A 26,082-nucleotide genomic window follows, 5' to 3' on the forward strand; every position below is an offset into this window, starting at 1 on the left:
GGCAGGGATCGCTGAATGGACTACGAATTCTGTACGACACGGGTATCTTCGTCTAAGTGGAATATTTCCTCGTACACGTGTAGCGCCTCTACCATAATAGAGAGCAGAAGTGGACCGATAAACAAGCCGATGAAGCCGAAGTACCACGTGCCTCCGAGACTCGCGAAGAATAAAAACAACATGGGCAGGCGAGTGCGCTGTCCGACCAGAAAAGGCCAGAGGAGATTGTCCATGAGTCCGATCAACACCACACCGGTTAGGACGAGGAAGAGTGCGCGGATGAGCTCCCCCTGCGCCAGTAGATGGATGGTGAGAGGGCCCCACACGAAGGCGGTTCCGCCGACCGGAAGCAAGGCGAGAAGGCCACTTAGGGCACCGAGAAAGACCGGGTAGGAAATCCCGAGAAGCCAATATGCCAGGCCAGCGACGATGCCCTGGGCCAAGGCAGTAAGCAACGTGCCGCGGACCACGGCGGTCATGGTCCGGTCGAGCCGGCCGAAAAGTTTTTCCTTGTGATCTTGCTCCAGGGGGATCATGCGATATAGACGGCGCTGCAGGTCATCGCCGTCGCGATAAAGAAAAAAGAGGGTGAAGAGCATGATTAAAAAATCCAAGGCAAATAGCACCGCGTTTTTCGCGAGATCAGGACCTTGCTCGGCAATAAACGCGCTCATCGCCTGGCCAACTTCCAGGACCGAGGTCTGGATGCCGCTGTGGGAGACGACAAAGCGTCCGATCGTCTCTTGCAGCAAATGCCCCACCCCGGGGATCTCGGAAACGGCCTTCCCCACTTCCGCAAAGTGTCCTCCTTTGATCGCCTCGCTCAACCATGCCATCAGTTCAGCCGTTTCCTGAATTCCTACTATCAGGATTGACATGGCGGGCACCACCGCCGTCACGGTAATGAGCACGGTGGAGATGGTTGCAGCCAGCGGGGCGCGATGGCGGGTCCAGTGCAAGATCCCCCGGTGCAGCGGATAGGTGCTGCTGGCGAGGATCACCGCCCAAGCAATTGGTGCGAAAAACGGCCGGAAGATAAGGATCAACTGCACCAGGAGGAGCAATAGGAGGGCAAGAAAGATCGCACGGAAAATGTGCCTGCGCACTGTTTTTAGCGTCTCATTTAGAGAGTGGCATGGAACGATGGACGATCAGGATATGTCCTCCAACCACGGTACCGTGCAGGGTCTTCACCGCTTGGCGTGCTTGATCGCGGTCGTTCATTTCCCCATAGCCAATCAGGAAGGACGAATGCTCGGGCGGAGATAGATGGACCGACTGCACCGCTCCAAACCCGCTGAGCAATTCGCGCAACGCCTCAGTGGTGAAGGTCGGTGGCAGTCCATATAGAATTACCGCACGTTGCACGATAATCCCTTGCGTTAGGCCACGACCCAGAGAGTGTTACCTTCTGGGGTACAATCTCGTATACATTGATTGTCGCTAGGCAAACCATAGGTAAGTCACGTAAGCATACGTCGGAACGGGCAGCATTCGCCGCAGGAGTCATGGACCCTGATTCAGCGCACCAACGGCTAGGATTGGAGTCGTGTGGGAAAGCCTCCTGCCTTCGTTGAAAACTTGGTCACGTGTAGGGCCTCCGCATTCTCGCATGGTAAGAGCCCCACGACGGGATGCAAGAGTGTTCATCCCTTTTCGGTGGCTCGACAAAAGTGACTCGGATCGCTGTCTGCTTAGGGGCCGCTTCCTGTCCACTCAGTTCCGTTCCTTGCATGGGCCGGCCATATCCTCGATCTAGCAATGCTTCAGCGGCCCGAACGGCGACGCTCTCATTCTTGGAATCCATGAATGCAACCAGGCGTTCGATGGCCTGTGCGCCGTGATCGCGAGCAAGGTTGCGTATTTCGGCCGCCACCTTTGGTCGGCCGCCGGGATTGCCACTGCTACCTGGTTTCCAGACCGATGTTGCCTACCATTCCAACAATCAAGAGCATCAGGGGATCGACGGAGTTATTGACGAACCGGAGCAACGCAGAGGCATTTAGAAACCAATCCTTTTCAACGTCCATGGTTATTCAAGCCTCGTGTACGCATCTCTCCGTATCCAAGAGGATACCACCGATTATCCATTTCGATAACGGACTCTGTTTTGTTGAATACAGGTATTGAGCCACAGCCCTTTGGTGTCCGATAGTTGCATCGGATGTGGCCCATGGGTGGCAAATTTCCTTTGGTATCGCTATTGCGGCAACGTCATGCCATATCTTCCGGCGTGCTGGCAAAGACTGCTGCTTTGCCACAATCGGCATGTTTCTCGGGCTTAATTCTGTGCGAAATGCTTCCCGATGGAGGAACGATATGGCAGTGCCAATACAACGTAGACACTTGCTCGTCGTCGAGGATGATTTCGATCAACGCAAAGTCCTCCAGGATCGCTTACAACTGTACGGCTACACCGTAGCCTGCGTAGCGGATGGCCGGACCGCGATGGACAGGTTGGAGAGCGACTGGTTTGATGGACTGTTGCTTGATCTTAATTTGCCTGTGCTGCATGGAAACGAGGTGCTCGCCCAAGCACGCCAAAAATTTCCAGACCTTCCCGTGCTAATCATGTCCGCATCCCAGTCACGGATTCGTGCCGCAAAGGCGTCGCAGGCGAAAGCGTGCGGGTACCTCTTGAAACCATTTAATGCAGCGGATTTTAAGAGTGCCTTGCATTGTTGCTTTGGGTCTGCCACATAGGTTCTCAAGGTCGCTTGCCTGGCACCGTTTAGGATTAGTGTATGGATGAAGCACAAATAAACGAGATGAAATTGCGAGACTATGAGCAGAACTTTCGACTGCTCGTCGAAGCCGTGAGGGACTATGCCATCTTCATGATGGATGTTGACGGGACAATCGTCAGTTGGAATACCGGAGCCCAACTCCTGAAAGGCTATCGCGCCGAGGAGATCATTGGCCAATCTTTTTCCCAGTTCTATACAGAGGCGGATCGTCACGCCGGTCGACCCAGCAGCCTCCTGAAGATGGCCGCCCGCCTCGGACGGGTGGAGGACGAAGGCCTCCGTGTCCGAAAGGATGGCACCACGTTTTGGGCCAATGTCATTATCACCGCGCTGTACGATGATAGAGGTCACGTGCGCGGCTATGCCAAGATTACCAGAGACTTGACGGAGAAGAAGCGAATTGAAGAAGAGCTTCGCAACAGCATTCAACGTCTAGAAGACGCCAAAGAGCAATTGCAGGAACTGAATGAAGTCAAATCCTATTCCATCTCCATCGCATCCCACGAGGTCCGGTCGCCACTGACCGCGATCAGAGGCTACGTTGATAACTTACTCGAAGGCGTGGCCGGCGAGTTGCCTGAGTCCGTCCGATGCTATTTGACACGCATTGGCTACAACACGGACCACGTGGTCCGGTTGACCAGTGTTTTACTGGATTTGTCCCGCATTGAAACCGGGGAGATGCCCTTAGACTTGGATGTGCTGTCAATTCGCCATGTCGTCACTGACGTGATTAAAGATTTGGAACCCATCGCCAAGGAGAAGGCGATCCATCTGCAGGCGCATAATATTACGGATGTGCCGGTGCGAGCCGATCGCGACAAACTGGAGCAAGTGCTGCGCAATCTCATTGAGAACGCGCTAAAATTTACCTCTGAGGGCCAGGTGGTCGTGCAGTCCGAGATCAGAGAAGCGGAACGGATTACCATTACGGTCATGGATACCGGCTCTGGGATTCCGCCTGATCACCAACAGAAAATCTTTAACGTCTTTCACCGGGCGCCTTCCGGCGTACTCAAAGGGGCCGGTCTCGGCCTGGCCATCGCCAAAGGTCTCGTGGAACTCCAGGGCGGCCAGATTTCGTTCCAAAGCGAGCCTGGACGCGGCAGCCGATTTTCCTTTACACTGCCCGTCGCGTAAAACATCGGAGCCAGGCCGTCATCGCAAATGTCCATCCAGAACATTCGACCTTTCGCCCTGGACGTGGAACAATAGACGCACGATGCGATCACTTTGCTTCAGAGTAACCGATGACGGATGGGCGCCGTGGAATTGAACCATGTTCATCCCTTTTCGGTGGCTCCACAAAAGTGACTCGGATCGCTGTCTGCTTGGGCGCCGCTTCCTGTCCACTGAGCTCTTGCACGGGGCGCCCATATCCCCGATCGAGTAACGCCTCTGCTGCCCGAACGGCGACGCTCTCGTTCTTCGAACCCATCAGCGCAACAAGTCGCTCAATGGCCTCTCGACCATGATCGCGAGCAACGGCCTGGATTTCTGCCGCAACCTTTGGACGACCGCCGGGGTTGCCGCTTTGACCGGGCTTCCAGACCGATGAGGGAGTCTTTCGCCGTACTGCCTGTTTTTGCCTGTTCTCAGACCCCATCATAAATGCCTCCCATAACCGGTAACGGGCGAACCGCGACGACTGCCCTGCCTTTTGATCACTGTGAGAACGCCGGCGTATCTCCCTACCATGTCGGAGAATGCCTCTTGAGCAATGTCCCGCAGCGGTAAACCTCGATAGCCCGCGAGCATGCGCAGATCATGTATCAAACCGCCATCAATCCACAGATCCAATCGGGAACAGTCCTCAGTTCGCCGCTTATCTCGGTGCTTTCGGACACGGTCCTTTGCGCTCATGCGACTCCTCACAGACGTAACCGGTAAGCTGGTCATCATCCGATTGACCTTCGGCCGTTTGCTGTTAACATCCCCCATGTGATGGGGATGCCAGCCCGCATTCCCTATGCTGTCCTATATAGGACACGTACTTGTAAGTCGTTGTAAATCCATGTAGGCGATTGGACAGGCGTGTTTCGCAACTCATTGATCTTCCTCATCATCGTCTGCCCTCTCAAGGCCCAAACATCGTAACTTGTTAAGCCGCCATCGCTCGAACGTCTTATGTTGAAGCTGAAAGGATTGGTTCCCCCTGCAAACATCCAATCCATTAGCATTTGGTTTTCAAGATCTTTGGCCAGCCCAATCTTGAATCATGCGGTTCTGTCCACAGACCAGCGACCACGGTTTCCGTTTACTTTAATCTATGACGGCTCCGCTCTCGATCCTCTCCTCCTTCAGCAGCATGGCAACGCCTACAGAATGTGTTGCGTAGCAATCGTGCAGGAAGGAGCCGTATGCTGAAGGTATGAGAAGCTGGGCGGAACCGAAAGCGCGTGAGCACCGACAATCGGGCAGCCCCTTGACCACCCAGCACGGCACTACACGTTGGATTTCCACACTCGTCATGAGCTTTGTTCTCGTGCCGATCGTCAGTTCCGCTTGGGGATCGGCGTACAGGTTTGACGAAGTTATTCACTCTCGGTCAGTGACCGAGAGGCTAAAGCAGACGGAGGCCGGTTCTCCCGAAGGCCAACGGGTGCTGTTCGGAGAAGTTATCATCGAAAATAATAGCGCGGAGGTTGCGTGGGTTGCGGTGGGGCCGTCCATTATGGTGCTCGGCATAAATAGCCAAGTTGGGATTGAGGGGCCAGGTGCAGTTGGGCCAGTGTTTGGGGGCACTGCCCGATCGGCTGCGTTGAGATTGATCGAGTTTGGCGCACAGGGACTCGTTGTCAGCGATGGGGGGAACATCAATGGTCGGGTTGGTTGGCATTGTCCCTGTGTGACCCCAGGCCACCGGGTATGCCAGAGCACTCCGGCAAAATCTTCAGCTTCCCTTCAAGAGCTTGATCGTGTACTGGCTTTTGCGGATCGCGGCAAGGCGTATGAAGAGTTTGAAGGGTTCGAATTCCGCGGGCGTTTTATTGACCGAGAGCACATTCTGCCAACACAGATTAACAAGCTCGGCCAGGTCGTATTCATTGATCCACTTGGGCAGGTACCCAACGCCGTATACTTGGCAACGCCGCTGCTATTCGGCAAAAAAGAAGGGCTCAGCATGCTGGATGGCGCGATGCCAGAAATCTGCCTCGCCTTTGTGTGCCTCGTTTCAGCTATAGTCCTAACTTCCTCCTGCGGAGGCCCGACTCGGCCCAGACTATGTGGGCCACTACGTAATCGTGCCGGCGGATCATCAGAGGGGCCGGGCGGGAGCGGTATTCTATAGATCGTTGAATGGAGGTCGAACTGAGGCGTCGGCTCTTCAAACCTAATCAGAAGAGTCACAGCTACTCACACACCTTGAGATTTCTGCCAGGTTGCTCCCCACTCACGTTGGGCCATCTAGAGCGTTGTCGCTCATCATTAGCCGTTCACTCCCGCACCATTTGTCGTGTCTCTCCCGTAACAATTTAATATGGTTACATGGAGAACTAGCACACTACATGCTAGCTTTTCGGTAAATGACCAGCATACAGCCGTAAGCTGAGCATCCGCCCTGAGCTTTCAGGGGTAAGCATGAACAGCGAGAGCTCCACGCAGACGATATCCCCAGCCCGATTTATCCTGGCATGAAAATCGCCATTCTGCCACTCTTCGCCCTTGTCTTCTTGTTGGACTGTGCGACTCCGCCCGGAATTGTGGTCCCGATGCTCTACGCGATTCCTCTACTGATTACATCCTTTCATCTGAGCATTGAATGGGCTTTTGCTAGCGCCGTGCTAGCCACCGTCTTAACGTACATCGGGTATGTGTTGTCACCCCCAGGCGGAAATGCGGAAGAAGCACTGGTCAACCGCTTAATTGCTGCGGTTCTGATTTGGGCTTGTGTTCTTCTAGGCTGGTTCTTGAGTTTCACTCGCAAGGCGATCCAGGGAGTCTATGAGAAACACAAATGAAGTCCAATACCGTGTCCAATAACATCGCGGTCAACCCGCCCCGACACTGAGTGACCGCTACCTATTCGCTATGAGCCTGTAAGACAGCTTCTGGTAATTCCTCTCCAACCTCCCCACTTCCACGTATGGTCTTAGAGGCTTTAGCATTATTTCCAATCCGCCAATGAAGCACTGTGGGTCCTGGAACAAGAAGCTTGCACACGACAAAAGCAGATGCCTGAAACGCTCGGGGAGTGATCGCGCTGGCTGCTTTACCCGGCTCCAACGAGTCGAACACTGTCCCATTTGATCACCGATCTGCTGCTGCCTCAAGGCTTCTCGATCACCATTCCAAGGAACTCTCACTGCCGTTGCATAACTCTGTTGCGATGAGTCTAACGGGAGTTTTCTGGAATGGTCGCTTAATGTTGGCCCTTCAGTCTCCGCAAAGAGCGCTGCCGTAACTGCTGGCGAAGAGTCCCAACTTTCTCCAACGCATTCCGGCGGCGCCCGTCAAGCCTGACCGCTATCGATTGCAGGCGGGATAGTTCCAAGCCATGTCGCAGCGTTTGCACAAGATCCTCTCATTCAAACGGTTTGGGAATGAAATCAGCCGCCCCTCCTTGAAATGCTTGCGCCATCATTGTTGGGTTCGGATGCGCCGATATCATGAAGACCGGTGTCTCTGGTTGTACTAGTTTCACCTCGGCTAAGAATTGCAACCCATCCATGTTTGGCATATTTACATCGACGATAGTCGTACTTCTGACGCTTGGCCAGGTCCAATGCTGTCGCACCAGAATCGCAAGTATCGAGACTGAAATGGCCGAACCGGACCTCCAGGGACCCGGAGAGGCATCAAGTAAAGCGGCGTCGTCGTCGACCAGGAGCGAGTGTGAAACGCCGTGAACGGAACGTCGTCGTGCTGGCTCCGTCACACCAAGTCAGTCTTCCGTTGCGGGCTCGAGCGTTCCGGGACATCTGGCGACTCGGTCTGGCCGCCCAACTACCGTCAATTGGTAGGCACCTTTAGAGTTGCGGCAGGATGAAGGAACAGGGTTTCTGAAAGACCATGATGTGACGCCTTGCCCTTGTGTTGTGCTCGCAAGGCATAGCTCATGCTTGTGGGAATGGCTCAGGGATCAGAGCCACGTGGTTCTTAACAGGCCGCGGGAAGCGAGACGGGTGCGAAGTTACACCAATCCTTGTTGCATGACGTAACGTGTGAGGTCGGCGTTATTCTTCATTCTCATCTTTTCGAGAATCCGGGCGCGGTAGGTACTAATCGTCGTCACACTGAGATTGACCTCATCGGCGATCTCGGTGACAGTTTTCCCAGAGCCGATCATACACAATAACTGATATTCGCGATCCGAAAGTTCTTCGTGCGGCATGCCCTCAAGACCTTTCACCTTCATCGCTAATTGTTCACCTAATACAGAGCTGACGTACCGGCCTCCGGCCATGACCGTTTTAATGGCGCGGACCAGTTCGCTCGGGGTACTGGCTTTAGACAGATAGCCATTCGCTCCAGCTTTAATCATGCGGATTGCATACTGATCTTCAGGGTGCACACTCAATACAAGTACTGGAAGGCGTGCATACGCTGCCTTGATCGTTTTAAGCACTTCCGGTCCCATTCGGCCTGGCATACTAATGTCCATGACAACGAGGTCCCATCTCTTGCACCGAATCAACTCCAGCATTTCTATCGCGTCTCCGGCTTCTCCAATGTTGAGCGGTTTCACCGCCTCAGTAAGGATCTCTTTCACTCCGCGACGGAACGACGGATGATCATCGGCGATGAGTATATTCACGGGGGAACTCCAAGGCAGCACATGGATTAAAGAAAAAACAATGTTTCTGCGAGTGATTGAGCTGGAACCGGAGTTGTAGTGATCGGTAAGTTTGGTTTGTAGCAGAATCGGGCGGGTATTTACTATCCCAAATTCGTTGACGCATCTGCCCACGCCGAACGAGAACGAGGCCGGCTAAGCTTTCTAGCCATGTCCTGAGTCGAGACACTCCCGTCATGCCGGACAATCACGAACTCACTAGAGCCTTGGCCATGTCTCATCCTTTCACACTTAGGTCGACGCGTGAGGCTATCAGGAGGAAAGATAATTCACGGGTTCAAGCTTAAACGGCCCTGGGCTCAGACCCGGCACGCTGACCTGTTTTTGGTCGGTAGGGCCCGCTAATCGTAGAGAGTATCGTGTCCAAACTGTCACTATCCTGAATCGCCAACACCTCGTGTGCAGGCCGGCAAAGGGAATTAGGACAGATCTCTTCCCCAAGGATCACGACTGGATGAACCTGAACCGCCTTGACAATCAGAGGGGAGGGAAGCAAGTGCCGATTGTACTGGCAAATGAACGAAATTTTGCTGCCGGGAAATGAAATCGTGTTAATGAAGTCTTCCCACCGGACGAGATCATCGTCATGAATGTCGTTGTTGACGGTCCAGGTCATTTCGACCGCCAGTCGGATACCCGTATGTCCATCTACCTGCGCCTGATGTAAGGTTCGGGTGACGAAGTTCAACATCGTGTTGAGGTCAAAGAGCCCCGGCTGCCGATACTCGTGTCGCGTCCAAAACAGCAGGCGGCCGATGTTCATTTCATGGTCGGCATCGACGCCCCAAAATTTGAGCGCCTGCACAATTGTTCCTTGACTATGCTGATCCGCGACATAAATACACCGTTCGCCATTGCGAAGCCCCGCCTTGAGATAAGGTACAGCCTGAGTTAACAGCTCTCCCGTGTCCCCGTACACTGAACAGAGATGCTCGCCCTGTTTTAACAAGGCCATCCGGTGCGAGAAATTTTTCGGTGTGGGAGACAAGGCCTGACTCATAGTCGTTTTTTCCTATCGGTTTTGGTCAAAAGAAAAGAAACATTACCGTATAACGTGAGGGTGGCTCAAAAAAGCTGTCTTTGTCTTGTTTTATCGTAAGAGAGTTCCTACAAAGGGGGCGGATAGAGTAGCGCGCGTTGCAGAGAACCTGCGATTGTTGACCTGGGTCATCTCCTCTTGGAGACGTGCTTACCGAGCGCTGATGGACCCTCCCGCGGTCCACACATCACGCCAGGCGACCTTGGCAAACGTGTGTCGTGCAGCGTGGAGGCAGTAGTAATTCACCTCCGACTTCTTCAGCAACGGTCTTCACACGCGATCTCGGAAATTGTTCCATCGAATGACTTCGCCCTGCAGCGCCCAGTGCTCTATAGGCCAAAGATTGCGGTGCCAGGACTTGCAGAAGCTATTGCTTTAGGCACATCTCGGCGCACTGCTTCACCATCTGATCGTCTCCTGCCACTCGCTCGCAGTCCTCGGCGCATAGCCGACACATCTCGGAACATAGGCCGCACTTCGATCGTGAAGCGATGACATCCGAAGCATGTAATCGGCACTCGTCGCGTAAATCTGCGCCCAGTCTACCAATAAGCGGATGTGGTCGGACGGCGTTGATTGGAAGCTGGAACACGTAGCCCTTGCACTTCTCGTGATGGAGATGTGTGATGGCATACCGTAAGGCGTGCACTGATCAGAATCGCAATACCCGTGAGCAAGAGAATCGCCGTCTCCGGCTCTGGAACAACCGAGGCGGTGACGAAATCCCCAAAGAGCCGGTGCGGAACGCTTGAGGGATGAATGCCATCCCAGAACAGAAAGGAAGCCGGATTCTCGCACACCGATCCACCACTGGTAAACGTGAGATCATCCCCTCTGTAGCAACGAGCCGTAACATTCGTGAGACCAAACATCTCAGGATTGGCCGCCAGGCTGTTAAAGAATCCAAACGAGTCCACGCGGATCAGGTGCGCGCCGGTGTGAGTATTGAGCATGGTATCAAAGGCTTCGTTAAAGGATTGCGTGACGGATCTCGCCAGCGCTCCTACATTTGGGCCTGGCTCGTTAAACCGTGGCGTGAGGCCGAGATTTGGGGCATTAGGCACGACAATGGTACGGGCACCGATGGCGGTGAGTTGATCGAGCATTGTGGACAGATCGCCCACTGTCTGTTGGATAGCCGCATGTATCAGCGTCGCTGCATTCGAGGGATCTGCAGCGGCTCTCGGGATGACGTCCTGCAAGTTATTCGCACCCCCAAAGAGAACGAAGAGAGCCTGTGGATCGGCTGCGGGGGTATGATCGACATACGCTTGGACTTGATTGAGAATGCTAAAGGCGGGGCTGAACGACTGTCTATTGGTTCTCGCGCCGCCGAAGGCAGTATTGGTTCCGCCCGCTAGTGAGGGCGTGCTCGGAAGGCCAAGATTGTGCGCCAGTTGATCAAGATAGGTAGGCCCGTTAGAAAACCGCCCTTGATAATATGGAGAGGCGGGAATCGCCCCTCGTGAGGCGATGAAATCATTGCCAGTATCAGACAAACTATCGCCAAACACGATGAGACTACTATAAGGGGCTCCGAGCGCAGGGGCGAACCAAAGCGTTATCATTAAGACGGGAACGAGAACGAGCTGCTTCCACATCATAAATAGCCCCCTTTAGAAACGATCGGCCCGTTATACGGTAAGTCCCTAGCTTCCCGCCATAAGCTAAATCCTTACGGTAATCACCCGGGTTATAGTGTTGGCTTCGGAGGTAAGGCGCAAGCGCAAACATTGCCCAAACCCGTCACCGGGGAGTTGCGGCACTAATCACCAGGTGCCGGGTCGTAGTTGTGCGTGCGCGTCTCCCGCCGGAATGAAGGACATATCGAGCTGCTCGGCTCCTTATGCAATCAAGAGAGAAGAAGAAACTTAGGGCTATCTTTCCACGAAGCTCTAGTGCGTGGAGTGGAGTGCGAGGGGGTCACTGCCAATACCCACGAGACGTTTCAGCCAACATGGGCTGCATGTAAACACGCTTTATTACAGCCGGGTCAGTAGAGTACTGAGGCAGGCGTGCTGAGTTATTGGCAGCGGACTTGCAACTCGCTGTAAATAGCTGTCGGTCGTTGGCAGTCGGAGATTTCTAACCGCTTGACATGCCGTGGGCTTGCTGGCGCTTTAAAGGCGAGGGCCCTGGGTTCGAGTCCCAGCCGGCTCACCAATTAAAACAAGCCCTTCTGTGTCCTGTCACCTGACGGAATAAAACAGGTGGCAGTTCTGTTGGCAGAATTCCTCCGATTTCGAACAAAGCCACTGACAGCTCTAAAGGTAGATGGCATGTATTCTAGCCATTGCTAACCGGCGGACGGCAAATGCGTTAGCTGATCTTAGCTGGGCTGACCATGTTCGAAATCCGTACGGAAGTTGACATAGACGCAACGCCAGAGCGTGTCTGGGATGTCCTTGTCGATTTTAGAGCGTACCCCAGCTGGAACCCGTTTCTACGCTATGTTCGAGGCACTCCTAAGGTTGGGCACAGACTAGAGGTGCGGGCTCGGCCCTCTCGGGGACGTGGCATGAGATTTCGCGCTACCGTGCTGACTGCCGAGCGTCCCAGGCAACTGCGATGGGTTGGCCGTCTCTTCATACCCGCCATCCTAGAGTTGGACCACAGATTTGTGATTGAGCCGCTCTCAAAAGGCAGGGCTCGGCTGCACCAAAGCGAACGTTTTAGAGGTATTTTGGCTCGACTGCTTCGCCGTGCCCTTGAACGGGGCACTAGGCGGGGTTTCACTGAAATGAACGCAGAGTTGAAGCGCCTGGCAGAAGGAAAGGGAAGGACTTGGTCGTCCTAAATGAAGGGTATTTCCTTCCCAACGCCTAGTCCAGGGCTAAACGAGGCCGAAGGACCGCTGACTTTGCAGATGTGAGCCACTTCTCGTTGGTCATCCTCTCGAGCGGTCCATGATTTAGCCAAGAAGGAACAATCAAAGAATTAAAGGCCACGGTTCGCACACTCCTCGATGAACTGGATGAACAAAAACTCCTACTCGTCGAAAAATAGTCAGAGCGATTGCGCGATAAGATCTGACTAAGTCGACACGTGACGGATTAAATGTTGACTGTCCTTCAGAATCAACCGACCCGGCCTTCTTCTCTACGTCCATCGGAAGGAGGATGCCGATGATGAGTCACGAGCATTTCCTGATCGTGCTGGCCATTACGCTGGCGATTGACATTCTGGGCATTGTGTTCGGGATCTACTTTGCGGCGCAGGCGTTTAAGGCATTTACCGAAATGCACCGCGTCCAATGCTCATTGCCAAGTTGATTACGCATGAAACGGACAAGGTGGAGGCGTTGGTGAAAGGAGAACGGGCATGATGCCGCCACGCCCGCGGTACCTCATTGGCTCAACCCCGTTCCGCGACGAGTGGACCGTGTATGAAGCCTCCGACGACTTCCTGGGCGCCGGTGTCCCGTCTATATCGCGCTCATGAAGCATTGCACGCAATCCAGCGCGGAGCAGTTTATTGGCACATTGAATGGCGATGACCGAACTCAGACAGAGAGGAGGACCGCGTCATGATCGATGTCCAGGCCGCCTTCGAACGAGCGATTGGAGAAACGCTGGAGGGGATTGTGCAAAAGATGGTGCTGGATCTGCTGGCGAATCATCCGACCCTGCAGCAGAAGCTCTCGACGTATGTTGAGCGGGAACTAGAGCAGGTGGTCCGCGAACTGACGAAGCAGGAGCCGTCATGACGCTGAACCAGATCAAGTTTTTTCACTGCAAGGGCACGCCGTTACGGCCGGCGAAAGTCAGAGTGTTTTCATGCGTGATCCATTCATTCCTGGCCGCCTATTAACGCATGTATCTGGTCGAAACTTTCCCATGCTGCTTCGGATGGTGCTACAGAGCACCTCAAACGAGCCGCCTTTTGAGAGATAGGCCGACACTCCGGCTTCCTGCATCGCTGTGGCCATTTGCTGATCCCCGTGCATGGAGAGACCAATGACCGTGATCTGTGGAAATTCAGCCTTGATCTGCCGCGTGGCCTCCAATCCATTCATCCTCGGCATGTTCACATCCATGATCACGACATCGGGTTGGAATTGACGTGCCGCTGCGACCGCCATTTCACCATCTGCAGCCTCTGCCACAACTTCCAAATCAGCTTGTTCCTCGATAATGCTCCGCAACCCTTCGCGGATGATCTGATGGTCATCGACTAGTAATATGCGAACCTTCGAGCCCGCCACTCGCGCGGGAGCCTCACCCCTCTGCCCAGCAAGAGGTGCGGACGGTGCCTCCTGTATCGCGCCTGGGGAACCGATCGCAGAACTGTCGGCTTTGAGCGGTGCAATGAGTTTCGCAGACGTCCCATGTCCGGGACGAGAGTCGATGTCAAGGCGACCACCGAGCGGCTCGATGCGTTCGCGAATGCTCAATAGACCGAATGCCCCTTCCTCTGACGAGGGTCGCGTAGCCGACATCTCGAAGCCCACCCCGCGGTCCATGACGACCGCTTCAAGATAGTCACCCGACCGCCGCAGGGACAGGGTGGCTTCCATTGTTTGTGCATGTTTCAGGACATTCCACAGCAATTCCTGAATGGATTGGTACGTGATCGTGAGCAACTCTTCATCGAGTACCTTCGGCGCCCCATCGTCTTGCACCGTGACGATCATCCCGTGCCGCTGCATTTTCTGAACGACCCAAGAGATCGCAATGGAGAGATCGTGTTCATCTCCGAGGAGCATGGGGCGCAGGTCGAGCATGAGGGTCCGGGTATAGGCAATCGCCTCGCCGAGGTGGTCCTTGAGTTCGGTGAGCACCGTGGGTAATCGATCCCCCGGCTCAGAGAGAGCAGCGCCCACCTTCATTTTGCAGAAGGCCAGTGTCTGAGCAAGATTGTCGTGTAGCTCGGTCGCCAGTCGCTTGCGCTCGCGCGCCTCTGTTCGACTCAGTTCAATCGCCAACGACCGCAAGGCTGCCGTGCGGTCCTTCACCTGCCCTTCAAGTGTGGCATTCAGCGTCTGCAGCTCGGCTTCACTCTGTCGCAGCTCCTGAGTGCGGGCCTCAACCCGCTCTTCTAACTCGGCCTGGGCATCACGCAATTGATCCTCAGTGAGCCGGAGCCGATTCACCATCCACAGCGCGAGACCAAACATCGGGAGGAAGACCACAAGTCCAGCCATGGCGACAGATCCGGTCACCTTGGCAATCGGCGCGAGCACGGATTCTCGCGGGACTCGGACTAACACCCCCCAGCCGAATCCGGGGAATTCTTGAAAACCCCGCATGCGGGCGTAGCCCGTGACCATGTGCGCCTGCGCCGTGGCGAGTCTTCTTCTACATAACCGGGTGCGTCCGACGCGCTCACCCGCTCAACTGACGGAAGGCCCTTCAGATTGACCTGCCCTCCCTGCCGGAGGAGAGAATCCAAGATGACATCCCCGTGACGCGTCACGACGAGATACTCGAATGCCGCCGCGCCCAGCTGAGCTTGCAGCCTGCTTTCCATTCGTTCAATAATCTCTCCAAAAACAGGTAGACTGACAAGGGCAGCGACCACACCTTTAAATTGGCCGGAGCCATCCATAATAGGGCTGGCAAAGGATATGGCCAAGGCTCCTCCTATTTCCACACGTGGCTTCACGTCCTCGCTGATGACTTGGCCTTCCCCTTTTGCGGCCTGAAACCAACTTGACGTCGCGTGATCTTGGCCCACAGTGACCGCATCAGTTGCGGCAATGATGTGGCCCGTTGGATCGGTCACACCGAGCCAGCGATACACGTGATACGTCTGCTGCATCCGGTGCAGGGACATCGTGACATCGGCGTGGTTGTCCATCTGCGGCCCAAAGGCGTGGGCCAACGTGTCGATGTCGCCATACCGCTCAAAGAGGATGCGGTCTAACTTACCGGAGACACTGACCGCCGCAAGCGTCAGACTTTCTCCGGCGCGCCCAATTAAATCGTCTCGTAGAGACTTGAGCGCCATGATTCCGACGAGCACGGCCGCCACGACCAAACCGATGATGAGCAGCATCAAACGACGATGGGGACCAATCAGGAAGGCGGTGGGGCGTGGATGGATCATGACGCCCGGCGGCGCGTCATTCGGTCAGTTAGGCATGCCAATCGATGTCCCAGCCTAGGTCAAGCGTGCGGGAAATGCAAGAACCACGAACGCTCGGCAGAGACAATCCGACGCCGAGTAGAGTTTATCGCTCTACACGCAATCGCAGTCCATCCGGACCCCGATGCAAAGAAGAGGAGCCCCATGAGAAGTGGCAAAATCGGCGATGCAACCAAATCAGCCATACGGCTTGCTCAATATATGGGCCCGATCCTGCAGGAGTTTGGGTGTTATGCGAATACGCTTGAAGTGGTGCACCAGTCATTTATACCTAGAGGCTAGGTGCATAATGCTTTGTTCTATAGTAGCGTAGGTTTTGACTAGGTGATCATGCCAACATACAGCCATGCTTGTTAAGGTCAATATTGATCTTGCATCTATGCAGCAGCTAATATTTCGCGATGCTAATCCATAATTTCTTTGCGCGTCTGCTGGCAGGGATAGTTTTGGTTGTGGGGATGGCGGTAGTAGCGGGTTGGGCCCTGCACGTGCCTGAACTGCGATCATTGTGCTTCTCCTGGCCACCCGTCAAGCCCAACACCGCTCTCGCCCTGATGGCCGGCGCTTTGAGTGTTTGGCTGCTGACCTTACGCTCTTCATATCACTCCCTGCTGCCCGTGTACCTATCTCGGGCATTCTCGGGTCTTATGGCCGTCATCGGTGTGCTCACCCTCCTTGAGTACGAGTTTCAATGGGATCTTGGTATTGATACATGGATCTTTTCCCAGGCCGTCCTGTCGTATGATGCTGCCAATCCTGGTCGGATGGCGCGTATTACCGCCACAAGCCTCATGCTGCTCGGTACTAGTGTAGCCGTTCTGACCTGGAAACGCATCTGGCTCTCACAAGGGCTAGCCGTACTGACCCTGCTCCTAGCGAACATTGCCCTCCTCGGCACGGTGTATCAAATCTCCACACGGGACTATTGGTCACCCTATAGGCCAATGGCGGTCGGCACTGCCTTGGCCCTGGGACTGCTCTCTCTCAGCACCTTATTAATAGAAGCCAAAAGCGGGCTCATGGCCAGCGTGACCAACGAGACAGCCGGGGGCGCGACGGCCCGACGCTTATTGCTGGTTGCCCTCTTGGCACCATTACAGATTGGGTGGATCAGTCTGTGGGGACAACACCAGGGATACTATGGACCAGGTTTCAGTGTCGTCTTATCGACGGCTCTGTGCATGGTGACGTTAACTGCCATGATTTGGTGGAATGCCTCGATGCTGTACCGGTCCGAAGCAGCGCGCTTGCGAACACAGGCGGATCTTGCGCGCGCCAATGAAGAACTGGAAGAGCGCGTCAAGGCACGGACTCAGGCTCTGGTGCTCTACCAGGAGCAGCTCCGGTCGCTGAGCAGCGAACTACGGCGCACGGAAGCGCGCGAGCGCCAGCGACTCGCGACAGCACTGCACGATGATTTGGCCCAAACGCTGGCCTTTTGTAAACTCAAATTGGCAGTCCTGCAAAGCCGATCTTCGGAGCCCGCCCTCGGCGACATCGTCGCCAGCGTGGAAGAGGCCCTAGCCTACACCCGAGGGTTGATGTCCGATCTTCACCCCATGATCCTAGGCGATAAAGACGATCTTGCGGCGGCGGTCCAGTGGGTCGTGGCGAAGGTGCAGCGGCATGGGTTGCACGTGACGGTGCATGACGATGGCATGCCGAAGCCTCTTGAAAAAGAGTCGTTGACGATTACCTATCAAATCCTTCATGAGTTGCTCGTCAACGTGTTGAAGCATGCGCAGACGCCCGCGGCCACGGTTCGAATTCGGCGATCCGCCCGGATACTGCACCTCTGGGTCAGAGATCGTGGGCGTGGTTTTACCCCCTTGCCGCACCCAACGCCAACGAATGATGGAGGGTTCGGCCTCTTTAATCTGCGTGAACAGATCGACCAGCTAGGAGGGACGGTGACGATTCGATCCCGGCCTCAACATGGGACCCTTGTGAAGATCCGTGTGCCACTCCTGCTCTCTGGGTCACCTAAATTCTCTAATCCATCACTAGAGTCAGTAACATCGAACCACACAGAGCAATCACCTGGGAGGGCCAATGTCCAGGGAAGGCCGCCAAAACTTGAGGTCTTGCTTGTGGATGATCATCAGATATTGCGGGAAGGGCTGCGGAGCATCATCGACCAGCAAGAGGATTTCACAGTGATCGCGGAAGCGTCCAATGGTGCGATGGCCATCGAGCTGGCACGGGATCTTCACCCCGATGTGGTGATCATGGATGTCAACATGCCGACGATGAATGGCGTAGAAGCCACCCGCCACATCCGGGCCATCCTTCCGAATGTCACTCTGATCGGCCTATCGGTTCAGGAAGAGCAGCAGATGGTAGAGTTGATGGCACAAGCTGGTGCGGATGCGTATCTTTCGAAAGCGGACGCCTTTGACGCATTATCAGCCACCATTCGGACGTGCCAAGCTTTGCGACGATAAGAAAATGTCTGAGCCGGGCGCCGGAGGATTCGGTGGGACACCCTACGTCGAAACTTTCTTCGGCACGCCCAAACGTACGCTCCTCTATCATCCTCAGTTTCGAACACGGGCAAGGAAGTAATCGGAAACGTCCCACTCGCTTCCGCAATGTAGAAAAAGCGTGTCCATCAAGTCGTTGTTGTCGAGCCAAGTAATGATACTTCCCTCCAACCGTCTCTTCAGATGGTTATCCGAATGCCATCCGGCCCCCTGTAGCCATTTGCCCCAGCCACAATGCCGCGTCGAAAGCATGTGGGCCTCGCAAACGCCCAGAGTCCTGATCCAAAAGTTTTCTCGGTGGTTATACCTCGGCAACCACCGCGATATCTAAGCCTCCTATGATACACATCCGAAATATACGGTTGCCTCCTCGTGTTCCCTTTATGATGTTTTTATAGGTAGCACGCCGATTGGATATCGTATCTTTACGAGCGAAGAGCTAGCGTTTACTCGCGGCGGGTCCAGCAGTTCACAGAGCTCCTTCTTCGGCCAAACGCGCTGTGTTGTCCGTCAAAAGTTACTGATGTCGGAGACATGGGTATGAGCGACAAAATGTCACGCATTCTCGTTGTCGACGATGATGTCGTGCTACTGCACGCCCTCTCTCAAACATTGTTGCACCGTCTCGAACCTCTCATCGTTGAATTCGTTACGTCCGGCTCCGCGGCATTGGCTCTCCTGCACGAGCGCCCGTATGACCTCGTCTTGTCCGATATCAAGATGCCTCACATGGACGGTTTGACGTTGGCTTCGTGACGTGAAAGGGATCGATGGGAACCTTCCAGTCGTGTTGATGACCGGCAGGTTCATAGCGCTCTGGCGGTTGAAGCGGCGAACCTCGGGGCCGCCGAGGTGTTTTCTAAGCCGCTTGATCGTGCAAGGTTGATCGTCACCTTACAGCGGCTGCTCAGGTGCCGTGTTATAGAGGGCGTGCCACAATCCAGCATTGGACTGCGAAGTGTCGTACCGCTATGACCGCTGCCTCCGATCCTCAGAGCCCAGCTGGCTGTCCGGCGAGTGCGGTGGTGTTTTTGTTACCGGCACTCGTAAAATCTCACTTTGAAATGGCAGCCATCGAGCTCGGCGGGTTATGCTCATTGGTGGGAATTGGGGGGTTGCTCCGCTCCTTCTGGCTCTCGAGTCTCATGCAGCGACATTTCTGTGGAAGTTTACGCTTACGTCAATCAATTCGGAACCACACATTGAGGATTCATCAAGGTGTCTTTGAACCCCGGATACTTCCAATCCCACGGGGTTCAATATGTCCTTCGCACTCCGGTAGTCCTGCTTTAACCAATAACATGTGAACCTAGATTAAAGACCTACCGCGTAGGAGGGATGCCAAGCCTTTCGCGGTTTATCCGCTTCGCACGAGTGTACTTCCACCGACCTGGACGTCTGGCTTCTCGCCTTTGAAACAGATCGTCTCAGCAAGGATCGCCTGTGACGCACTTGGGATACTCTTCCTGACGATGGCGGAACTCCCTCTCTCAATCGATTACCTGGGAACCGGCTGGCGTCATAGCTGCGCTTGAAGGACGTGACCGAGGCACAGGGAATGCGTTCCGTTGGTTCAAGACTCTCATCAAGGGAAACAAAGGACCCCCTAGGCTAAGACCTACTTCTCGCCTTGCAATAACTTGCCGATCTTCTCCTTCCTCTTACAGAGCTTCTTTTCTTCGTGCCACTCAGACCTCGGCTTAATCCTAAAGTACGAGACGGGAAATTTAACACCGAAAGCGGGCTTCCACTACGATCGCAACTTCAATAACGACAGGCCTTTCTTCAGCTTCATACGCTAAGAGCCAGCATCCGTACCGACTTCAATGTCAGGAAAGTCTTACATGTTGGACTACGCATCTCATACGGGCACGCTCTAACAGTGTACAAACATCTAGTTGATACTGCGGTTTAGCCCACTACTCGCAACGCGGCCTATGTATTGCGTACTGTTAATTAGTTATATTTTAATGGGGAGGAAGAACGTATGAAACCGAAGGCATCATTGTCGCTCTGGCTCTTATGGATCGCATTTGTTCTGCATGGCGGTAGCACTTACGCGAGTACGGTTAACGTCCTCTGGTATTCGGGCGGACTGGCAAGTACGCCGAACTACCAGACGACCATTGACGGGCTGATTGGACAGGCAGCCGGCGTTACTGATCACAATATGTGGACGATCACCTATTGGGATGCCGGCCCTAAACCAGCCGGATCATTTAACGCGTTGGTCGTCGCTTCCAATATTGGTCCCTGGGATGCCCCCCCAACCTATGTCGCTCTCTTAGCAGGGGTCACCACAAGTAGCTTTGGCGACCGCGTGATGGTCACCGGGCAGGATGGAGATTTTCACTACATGCATTTTCCAGGCTCCACTTCCTTTGACGGACCACAGGGCTTTCTGATCAATGCGATCAACTGGGCAGGGTCTGGAACCGGAATCGGCGCAGTGTTTTTAGCCGCGGATTCGGTTCCTGGCGTCCTGTTTTCCGGACTGGGAACGCAGACGACCAATTTTGGGGATCAAGTGACAATCCCTGGCAGCTATGCGAGCTATCCCATCAATCAGGATTTGACCCCCTCGGGCCTCAGTAATTGGGATGAATCCCATCATTATGTCTGGAACGGCTATGACGCCGCGAACTGGACGGCGATCAATACCACCAGTGACGGGGAACGCGGAGCGGTGACCCTTGTGACCGCGGCAACGGCAGCAGGAGGGATGAGCGTTCCCGAGCCTGCGACCATTCTCCTCGTGGGTCCCGGCTTAGCGGGTCTTGCCTTGCGCCGGTGGATGGCGAACGGCTCATAATAGTCATAGTGAGAACCTGGCGTCCAGGGTGACCGTAATGGACGCCTCGAATCATCTGGTAGTAATCCGACCGCTTAAGTAGAGGAGCTGACCGAGCAAATAGAGGTGCTGGCTGAGACATGCGGCTCCTTGAATATTGGTTGTCTATGCGACTGCATACACGGGTCCTGCACACTATCTTGAACCCCGGTGTCGGTTGTATCGTCGGATAGTGGGAGAGCGGTCAGGAACAGGGGGACAGCACCGTGATGGTTAACGGTCGATCTTTCCTGTTCAAAACGGTATGTGAGATTGCAGCCTTATCCATTATGTGGCCGCTTGCTTCCCTAGATATTTAACCAGGGTGGTGATCGTGTTGCATCACTTGGCTGCAGACCAACCTTTGGCTATTGCGGTTAGGTGGACTGGTATGGAAGAAAATCGACTCGCCGGGCAGGTCACGTCGGTTCAGAAAGGCAATGCAATAGCGTACGTGACGTTGAAGGCTGGAGAGTTACAGCTCGGTGCCTCAATAACTACGGAAGCGTTGGACGAGATGCAAATCAACAACGGTGATCGAATTACCGCCATCATCAAGGCAACTGAAGTCATGTTGCACGAGGCATAGCTGGCATCGACCGCCTAGTGGACACAACTTTTCCGCTAGGCGGTGGGCTTACCCATTCCCACTGGTTCCTTGTGAGGCGCCCCTTGATTCTGTCACGAGTCACCGGGTGACGGTGGGCGACGCAAGCCTCAGGGTTCCTATTGCGAGTCTACTAGTTCAGGCCCTTAGTACGCAGTGATTGGCTTAATGAAAAAGGGTATCATCGACAGGAATAGTTATGTCATTGTAAGTACATCCTGGCCACACGAACAACAGTATGATATCACCGCTATCATTAATGGGGTGCGGGACCAGGTAGAAGCATGGCGCAAGTTGCACAACTCGAACGACGGGCAGATCACAACTGAAACCGCTCGATTACTACATCATTGGCGTCATCACAAATTCAGCAATACTCGACCAATCTTTTGCCAAGTCGAGGCAGTCGAACCGCCATTTGGCTACCGCAGATCGCTCCGCACACCAAGACAGGCAAAGGCTTCCTTGCACACCTCATCAACGCCAATCAGGACGCCGATCCAGAACTGATGCGAGTGGCCTTGAAGCTGGCCGGCAGAGACACGCGATCGGGGGATGGTGCGACCGAAGATGGGCCAGAGCCCGTTTGCCGCGTAGCACGGACTAGTGACAAAAGATCTTTACACATTGGAGCTCCTTGGGGAATCCATGCGTTCATGGGTGACCCTCGGTATACCTGATGGAAGGGGGAATCAGGCTTGGAGAAAGTTAACGAAACGTTAATTATTGAGAAATAAGAGAGGTGGCGAGCGAAGGTATGGCCGCTACGAAGTCTTCGTTCTGATATGCCAATGGCTCGGTGTGTTGCACTGTAATGGATCCCTGTGAAAGAGTAAGGACAATATTGCAATGCTTTAAGGTGGTGAGCCGATGAGCGATCAGAAATGTCGTACGATTTCGCATCACATTTTCCATCGCTTGAACAATGACGGCTTCGGTGCTGATATCTAGGGCACTAGTAGGCTCGTCCAAAACAAGAATAGGGCTATTCTTTAAGAATGCTCTTGCGAGCGCGATTCGCTGACGTTCTCCCCCAGATAGCCTAACCCCATGTTCTCCGATGGCAGTCTGATACCCATCCGGGAGACGCATAATAAAATCATGGGCGTGTGCGGCTTTGGCCGCGAAGATCACTTCCTCGATCGTGGCGCCAGGTCGGCTATAGGCAATATTTTGGGCGATAGAGTTGGAAAACAAATAGGTGTCTTGTTGAACGGTGGCGAATTGTTGCCGTAAGTCGCTGAGATTGTATTCTCTGAGATCCTTTCCATCCAACAGCACCTGGCCACTGATTGGCTCATAGAAACGCATAAGCAAACTCATCAGAGTGCTTTTGCCACCGCCTGTAAAGCCGATGATGCCGACGCGCGATCCAGATGGAATATCGAAGGAAATATTGTCAAGAATTGGTCGTCTCGAGTCATAGGCAAAGCTCACGTTCCGGAAACTGACCGCGCCATTGGATTTCGCTAAGGACTGTCCATTGGGGTGAGTCATCTTCTCTTTGGGTTGGTCCAAGAGACCAAAGGCTCGTTCGACGCTGCTCAGGGCAGATTGGAGTTCAGCGGCCTTTTTGGTAGCTACTTCAAGAGGTGCATACATCTGAGCGAGATAAGCCATCGCGATGAGAAACTCTCCGATGGTGAGAGAGCCGGCTTGAATGTGATGTATTCCAATAAGCATGACCGTGGCGGTGCCGCAGGCCATGATTAAGCTCGTCCAGAAATCGAACCGGCTTCCAAGGCGGGCAAGCCCGATATGTCCGGATGCATACGCCGCCGCATGTCCCACGAAGCGATGAGCCTCCTGCTCCTCGGTGTGGAAGGTCTTGACCAGGCGATATGCTGCTAACGCCTCTTGCATGACCGTTGCGTTTTCAGAGTCGATTTTTTTGACTTCCGTCCATTTAGCCCGGAGCTGCTTACTGTAATACCGAGTAAGAATGAGCAAAGGAGGTGTGACGACGATTCCTACGATGGCTAATTGCCAGTCAATAAGAAATGTGGCCGCCACCATTCCGATAAACATGCAGCATGAGTTGAGAAATGGGATCACGCCGTCTATGGGAACATGCTTGATCGCCATTGCATCTTGGTACACACGGTAGAGCGTTTGGGTGGTGTTGGTTTTATCGTGGTATTCAAGCGGGAGATGGTGTGCATGAGCATAGAGATCGATGCGCAAGCGTAGAATCATGTCTTCGCCGGTCTTAGCTGAGAGCATCCAAATAGCAAGAGCTCTTGCATGCGAAACAATAGCCAAGGCGATATACAAAACAACCACGAGTATGATGACCGTGGATGGGTTGGATACGATACCCGAGGTGACCAGAAGATGTAATGCTCTTGGCAAGGGTTCGCTCCCAAGAGCGCTGTCTATGGCGATCTTTAATGGGATGGGGAGCAGGATGGCAATGGGAATAGAGAGAGCGCTGAGGGTGAAAATCAAACCAAGATTGAACCAATGAGGCTTGAAATATTCGCAAAGTCGTCGGTAGACAGACGTGCTGGCCGTGTTGCAAGAATGGGAACTGATGCGTGTAATGAGAAGCTCGCTCTCGTGTCCAGTATGTAAAAAGAGTAGTAAGCACACCACGAAATGTCAAATAAGGCATGTTCTTACTTCTTATCAATTAAGAACCCGGTTGTCATCCCAGGCTCCGGGAACAATCCCCAGAGCGCGGGTGAACACGATTAACGATTGCCGGCGAATGACCGTCGCTGAAAGTTAAGATTGCGTTTAAAAGGTAGGCATGGAGCGTTTACTCTTGCGATAGTTCTCGTGGTTGTGCAATGGAAAAACGAGGGGGAAATGCATGCCATTACCATTCTTCAGCCGCAATTTACGACTCGGCTCGGCGGGCTCGCGGCTATGATTTTCTCTCTTGGCAGTATTGCCTCTGCCGGCTCAAGCTTTTGCTGGACGTCCCCATGGGTCGTGAGCATCGAACCGCATTGTACTGGCAATCTCTTCCCTTTCCCCGGGCAATGTTTGGGCAGTCGAGGTTTTGTCGATAGTGCGCCTCCCGAAAGCATTCGGTGCACCGAAGACGAACATGCCGTGGCCTGGATGCAGAGCGGTGGCCGCCCTATGAAGCGTTTCGTATCGGTGTGTATGCGAATGGCAACGTCAGACTTGCTGTTGTTCGCGTTCCCACTCGCAGTGATTTTAGGCCCGACCCTTTATCGTGAACTATCCTTGCCGCTTCGATTGTCTCAATGAGCTCGTCCGGCAACACGGGCTTCTGAAGGACGGCATCCTGCCAGTCGTTTACATCATAATACAGCTGCAACTACCTGCGGTGCTCGAATTGAGTACGGGATAGTGGGTTGAATAAGTCTTGCCTTTACTGTCGCCTTCTCAGGACGAAAAGCAGGCCGAATCCGATGAGAAGAAGGCCGATCATCGCGAGGCCGGACGGCGGGCGCACTTGCGCCATAAGCTGGACGCGGCGAAGATCCATGAGGGATTGCTGAGATTAGCCGCGAGGAGCATCTGCGGGCACGCCGCGTTTGGAGTGTCTTGTCATCCAACCCCACGCAGACTCGATGATGTCCACTAAGTTTTGCCGAGCCGGATGCCACTTCAGCTCCGATGCAATCCTGTCGGAACTGGCGATCAGTGTCGCGGGATCGCCCGGCCGGCGCGGGGCCACGCGGACGGGAATCTTCTCGCCTGTCACGCTCCGTGCGGTGTCGATGACTTCCCGAACCGTATACCCCCCGCCACCACCAAGGTTATAGATGCGACTGGCTGCCTTCCCCGTCGACATAGATTCCAGCGCCAGCACATGGGCCTTGGCCAGATCTTCAACATGAATGTAGTCGCGCACGCAGGTCCCGTCGCGGGTGGGATAATCGTCGCCGAAGATCGATACGTCGGCACGTCGCCCGGCCGCTACGTCGAGCACGGACGGAATCAGATGTGTTTCTGGATCGTGGCGCTCACCGTTGTGTTGAGTGGCACCGGCTGCGTTGAAATATCGAAGGCTCGTGTAACGCAGGCCATGCGCGCGGTCATACCAGTACAACGCCCGTTCGAAGGCCAACTTTGTTTCGCCGTAGGGATTGGTCGGATGCGTCGGGTCCGCTTCCTGAATCGGCTGCCGCTCAGGTTCGCCATACACAGCGGCGGTAGAGGAAAAGACGATATTGGGCACGCCGCAATACCGCATCATGTCGAGTAACGACAGCCCGGCCTGGAGATTATTGCGGTAATACTTCGCCGGATCCGTCATCGATTCACCGACGAGCGAATCGGCCGCCATGTGCACGACCGCTTCGATACGATGGTCCGTCATGGCGTGTCGCAATGTCGCTACGTCGAGGAGATCTGCCTCAACCAACAAGGCAGGAGCCACGACCGCATCCCGATGGCCCTTGCACAGGTTGTCGTACACCACCACCATGTGACCCTGTCGTAACAATTCTTCAGTCACGACACTCCCGATATATCCGGCTCCACCGGTCACCAATACTTGCATCGATCGGCT

The 26,082-nt window shown here is 54.4% G+C and carries 25 protein-coding genes and 1 pseudogene; 12 read left to right on the forward strand and 14 right to left on the reverse strand.

Features of this window, described 5'->3' with window-relative positions:
• Positions 1–20: 20 nt before the first annotated feature.
• The 4 genes from ACWHYZ_RS03510 to ACWHYZ_RS03525 form a co-directional block, all read right to left on the reverse strand.
• Positions 21–1,106 carry an AI-2E family transporter gene (locus ACWHYZ_RS03510; RefSeq protein WP_447985908.1) on the reverse strand — a complete coding sequence of 362 codons (1,086 nt, stop codon included), beginning with the start codon at positions 1,104–1,106 and terminating at the stop codon, positions 21–23.
• 13 nt (positions 1,107–1,119) lie between these two features.
• Positions 1,120–1,368 (reverse strand): RNA recognition motif domain-containing protein, encoded by a 249-nt coding sequence (locus ACWHYZ_RS03515; protein WP_447985909.1) that lies wholly within the window; start codon positions 1,366–1,368, stop codon positions 1,120–1,122.
• A 217-nt stretch (positions 1,369–1,585) separates the two neighbouring features.
• Positions 1,586–1,876 carry a DUF5681 domain-containing protein gene (locus ACWHYZ_RS03520; protein ID WP_447985910.1) on the reverse strand — a complete coding sequence of 97 codons (291 nt, stop codon included), beginning with the start codon at positions 1,874–1,876 and terminating at the stop codon, positions 1,586–1,588.
• Between the two features lie 28 nt (positions 1,877–1,904).
• Positions 1,905–2,030, reverse strand: coding sequence for a hypothetical protein (locus tag ACWHYZ_RS03525; RefSeq protein ID WP_447985911.1), 126 nt, complete (start codon positions 2,028–2,030; stop codon positions 1,905–1,907).
• Between the two features lie 289 nt (positions 2,031–2,319).
• On the opposite strand from ACWHYZ_RS03525, the gene ACWHYZ_RS03530 reads away from it, so the two are divergent.
• Positions 2,320–2,703 carry a response regulator gene (locus tag ACWHYZ_RS03530; RefSeq protein WP_447985912.1) on the forward strand — a complete coding sequence of 128 codons (384 nt, stop codon included), beginning with the start codon at positions 2,320–2,322 and terminating at the stop codon, positions 2,701–2,703.
• 41 nt (positions 2,704–2,744) lie between these two features.
• Entirely contained in the window at positions 2,745–3,887 is a 1,143-nt protein-coding gene (locus ACWHYZ_RS03535) for a PAS domain-containing sensor histidine kinase (protein ID WP_447985913.1), read from the forward strand.
• An 88-nt stretch (positions 3,888–3,975) separates the two neighbouring features.
• Here the strand turns inward: ACWHYZ_RS03535 and ACWHYZ_RS03540 are convergent, their stop codons facing one another.
• Positions 3,976–4,356 carry a DUF5681 domain-containing protein gene (locus ACWHYZ_RS03540; RefSeq protein WP_447985914.1) on the reverse strand — a complete coding sequence of 127 codons (381 nt, stop codon included), beginning with the start codon at positions 4,354–4,356 and terminating at the stop codon, positions 3,976–3,978.
• Positions 4,357–5,118: 762 nt separating this feature from the next.
• Here ACWHYZ_RS03540 and ACWHYZ_RS03545 point away from each other — a divergent pair.
• Positions 5,119–6,039, forward strand: coding sequence for a hypothetical protein (locus tag ACWHYZ_RS03545; RefSeq protein ID WP_447985915.1), 921 nt, complete (start codon positions 5,119–5,121; stop codon positions 6,037–6,039).
• A gap of 343 nt (positions 6,040–6,382) precedes the next feature.
• Entirely contained in the window at positions 6,383–6,709 is a 327-nt protein-coding gene (locus tag ACWHYZ_RS03550) for a hypothetical protein (protein ID WP_447985916.1), read from the forward strand.
• A 563-nt stretch (positions 6,710–7,272) separates the two neighbouring features.
• Here the strand turns inward: ACWHYZ_RS03550 and ACWHYZ_RS03555 are convergent.
• From ACWHYZ_RS03555 to ACWHYZ_RS03570, 4 genes are all read right to left on the reverse strand, one after another.
• Positions 7,273–7,626, reverse strand: a complete 354-nt coding sequence (locus ACWHYZ_RS03555; protein ID WP_447985917.1) for a response regulator — start codon at positions 7,624–7,626, stop codon at positions 7,273–7,275.
• A 255-nt stretch (positions 7,627–7,881) separates the two neighbouring features.
• A complete protein-coding gene (locus ACWHYZ_RS03560) occupies positions 7,882–8,505 on the reverse strand; it encodes a response regulator (protein WP_447985918.1) in 624 nt (207 codons plus the stop codon).
• 322 nt (positions 8,506–8,827) lie between these two features.
• Positions 8,828–9,544 carry an MEDS domain-containing protein gene (locus ACWHYZ_RS03565; RefSeq protein WP_447985919.1) on the reverse strand — a complete coding sequence of 239 codons (717 nt, stop codon included), beginning with the start codon at positions 9,542–9,544 and terminating at the stop codon, positions 8,828–8,830.
• A gap of 581 nt (positions 9,545–10,125) precedes the next feature.
• Positions 10,126–11,187 (reverse strand): SGNH/GDSL hydrolase family protein, encoded by a 1,062-nt coding sequence (locus tag ACWHYZ_RS03570; RefSeq protein ID WP_447985920.1) that lies wholly within the window; start codon positions 11,185–11,187, stop codon positions 10,126–10,128.
• Between the two features lie 740 nt (positions 11,188–11,927).
• Here ACWHYZ_RS03570 and ACWHYZ_RS03575 point away from each other — a divergent pair.
• From ACWHYZ_RS03575 to ACWHYZ_RS03585, 3 genes are all read left to right on the forward strand, one after another.
• Complete coding sequence (locus ACWHYZ_RS03575; RefSeq protein ID WP_447985921.1) at positions 11,928–12,380, forward strand: SRPBCC family protein; 453 nt, start codon at positions 11,928–11,930, stop codon at positions 12,378–12,380.
• A gap of 328 nt (positions 12,381–12,708) precedes the next feature.
• Entirely contained in the window at positions 12,709–12,855 is a 147-nt protein-coding gene (locus tag ACWHYZ_RS03580; protein ID WP_447985922.1) for a hypothetical protein, read from the forward strand.
• A 254-nt stretch (positions 12,856–13,109) separates the two neighbouring features.
• The gene (locus ACWHYZ_RS03585; protein ID WP_447985923.1) at positions 13,110–13,289 is read left to right on the forward strand and encodes a hypothetical protein; all 180 of its coding nucleotides are present in this window, start codon (positions 13,110–13,112) and stop codon (positions 13,287–13,289) included.
• A gap of 57 nt (positions 13,290–13,346) precedes the next feature.
• Here ACWHYZ_RS03585 and ACWHYZ_RS03590 read toward each other — a convergent pair whose 3' ends face one another.
• Both ACWHYZ_RS03590 and ACWHYZ_RS03595 read right to left on the reverse strand, forming a co-directional pair.
• A complete protein-coding gene (locus ACWHYZ_RS03590; RefSeq protein WP_447985924.1) occupies positions 13,347–14,852 on the reverse strand; it encodes a response regulator in 1,506 nt (501 codons plus the stop codon).
• The gene (locus ACWHYZ_RS03595) at positions 14,786–15,631 is read right to left on the reverse strand and encodes a cache domain-containing protein (protein WP_447985925.1); all 846 of its coding nucleotides are present in this window, start codon (positions 15,629–15,631) and stop codon (positions 14,786–14,788) included. The genes ACWHYZ_RS03590 and ACWHYZ_RS03595 overlap by 67 nt, the downstream gene beginning before the upstream one ends.
• Before the next feature lie 497 nt (positions 15,632–16,128).
• Here ACWHYZ_RS03595 and ACWHYZ_RS03600 point away from each other — a divergent pair, with 497 nt between their 5' ends.
• The 5 genes and pseudogenes from ACWHYZ_RS03600 to ACWHYZ_RS03620 form a co-directional block, all read left to right on the forward strand.
• The gene (locus tag ACWHYZ_RS03600; protein WP_447985926.1) at positions 16,129–18,114 is read left to right on the forward strand and encodes an ATP-binding response regulator; all 1,986 of its coding nucleotides are present in this window, start codon (positions 16,129–16,131) and stop codon (positions 18,112–18,114) included.
• A gap of 579 nt (positions 18,115–18,693) precedes the next feature.
• Positions 18,694–18,909, forward strand: a complete 216-nt coding sequence (locus ACWHYZ_RS03605; RefSeq protein WP_447985927.1) for a response regulator — start codon at positions 18,694–18,696, stop codon at positions 18,907–18,909.
• Positions 18,910–20,140: 1,231 nt separating this feature from the next.
• Complete coding sequence (locus ACWHYZ_RS03610) at positions 20,141–20,965, forward strand: PEP-CTERM sorting domain-containing protein (RefSeq protein ID WP_447985928.1); 825 nt, start codon at positions 20,141–20,143, stop codon at positions 20,963–20,965.
• A 409-nt stretch (positions 20,966–21,374) separates the two neighbouring features.
• Positions 21,375–21,572, forward strand: a complete 198-nt coding sequence (locus ACWHYZ_RS03615) for a TOBE domain-containing protein (RefSeq protein WP_447985929.1) — start codon at positions 21,375–21,377, stop codon at positions 21,570–21,572.
• A 246-nt stretch (positions 21,573–21,818) separates the two neighbouring features.
• Positions 21,819–22,123, forward strand: a pseudogene (locus ACWHYZ_RS03620) (BPTD_3080 family restriction endonuclease); the annotation flags it as partial.
• Between the two features lie 190 nt (positions 22,124–22,313).
• Here the strand turns inward: ACWHYZ_RS03620 and ACWHYZ_RS03625 are convergent.
• From ACWHYZ_RS03625 to galE, 3 genes are all read right to left on the reverse strand, one after another.
• Entirely contained in the window at positions 22,314–24,185 is a 1,872-nt protein-coding gene (locus tag ACWHYZ_RS03625) for an ABC transporter ATP-binding protein (RefSeq protein WP_447985930.1), read from the reverse strand.
• Between the two features lie 751 nt (positions 24,186–24,936).
• The gene (locus ACWHYZ_RS03630; protein ID WP_447985931.1) at positions 24,937–25,053 is read right to left on the reverse strand and encodes an LPXTG cell wall anchor domain-containing protein; all 117 of its coding nucleotides are present in this window, start codon (positions 25,051–25,053) and stop codon (positions 24,937–24,939) included.
• 15 nt (positions 25,054–25,068) lie between these two features.
• Positions 25,069–26,073: a UDP-glucose 4-epimerase GalE gene (galE, locus tag ACWHYZ_RS03635; RefSeq protein WP_447985932.1), complete on the reverse strand. Its 1,005-nt coding sequence runs from the start codon at positions 26,071–26,073 to the stop codon at positions 25,069–25,071.
• Between the last annotated feature and the right edge of the window lie 9 nt (positions 26,074–26,082).

It is taken from the genome of Nitrospira sp. Nam74 (genome assembly GCF_965152615.1).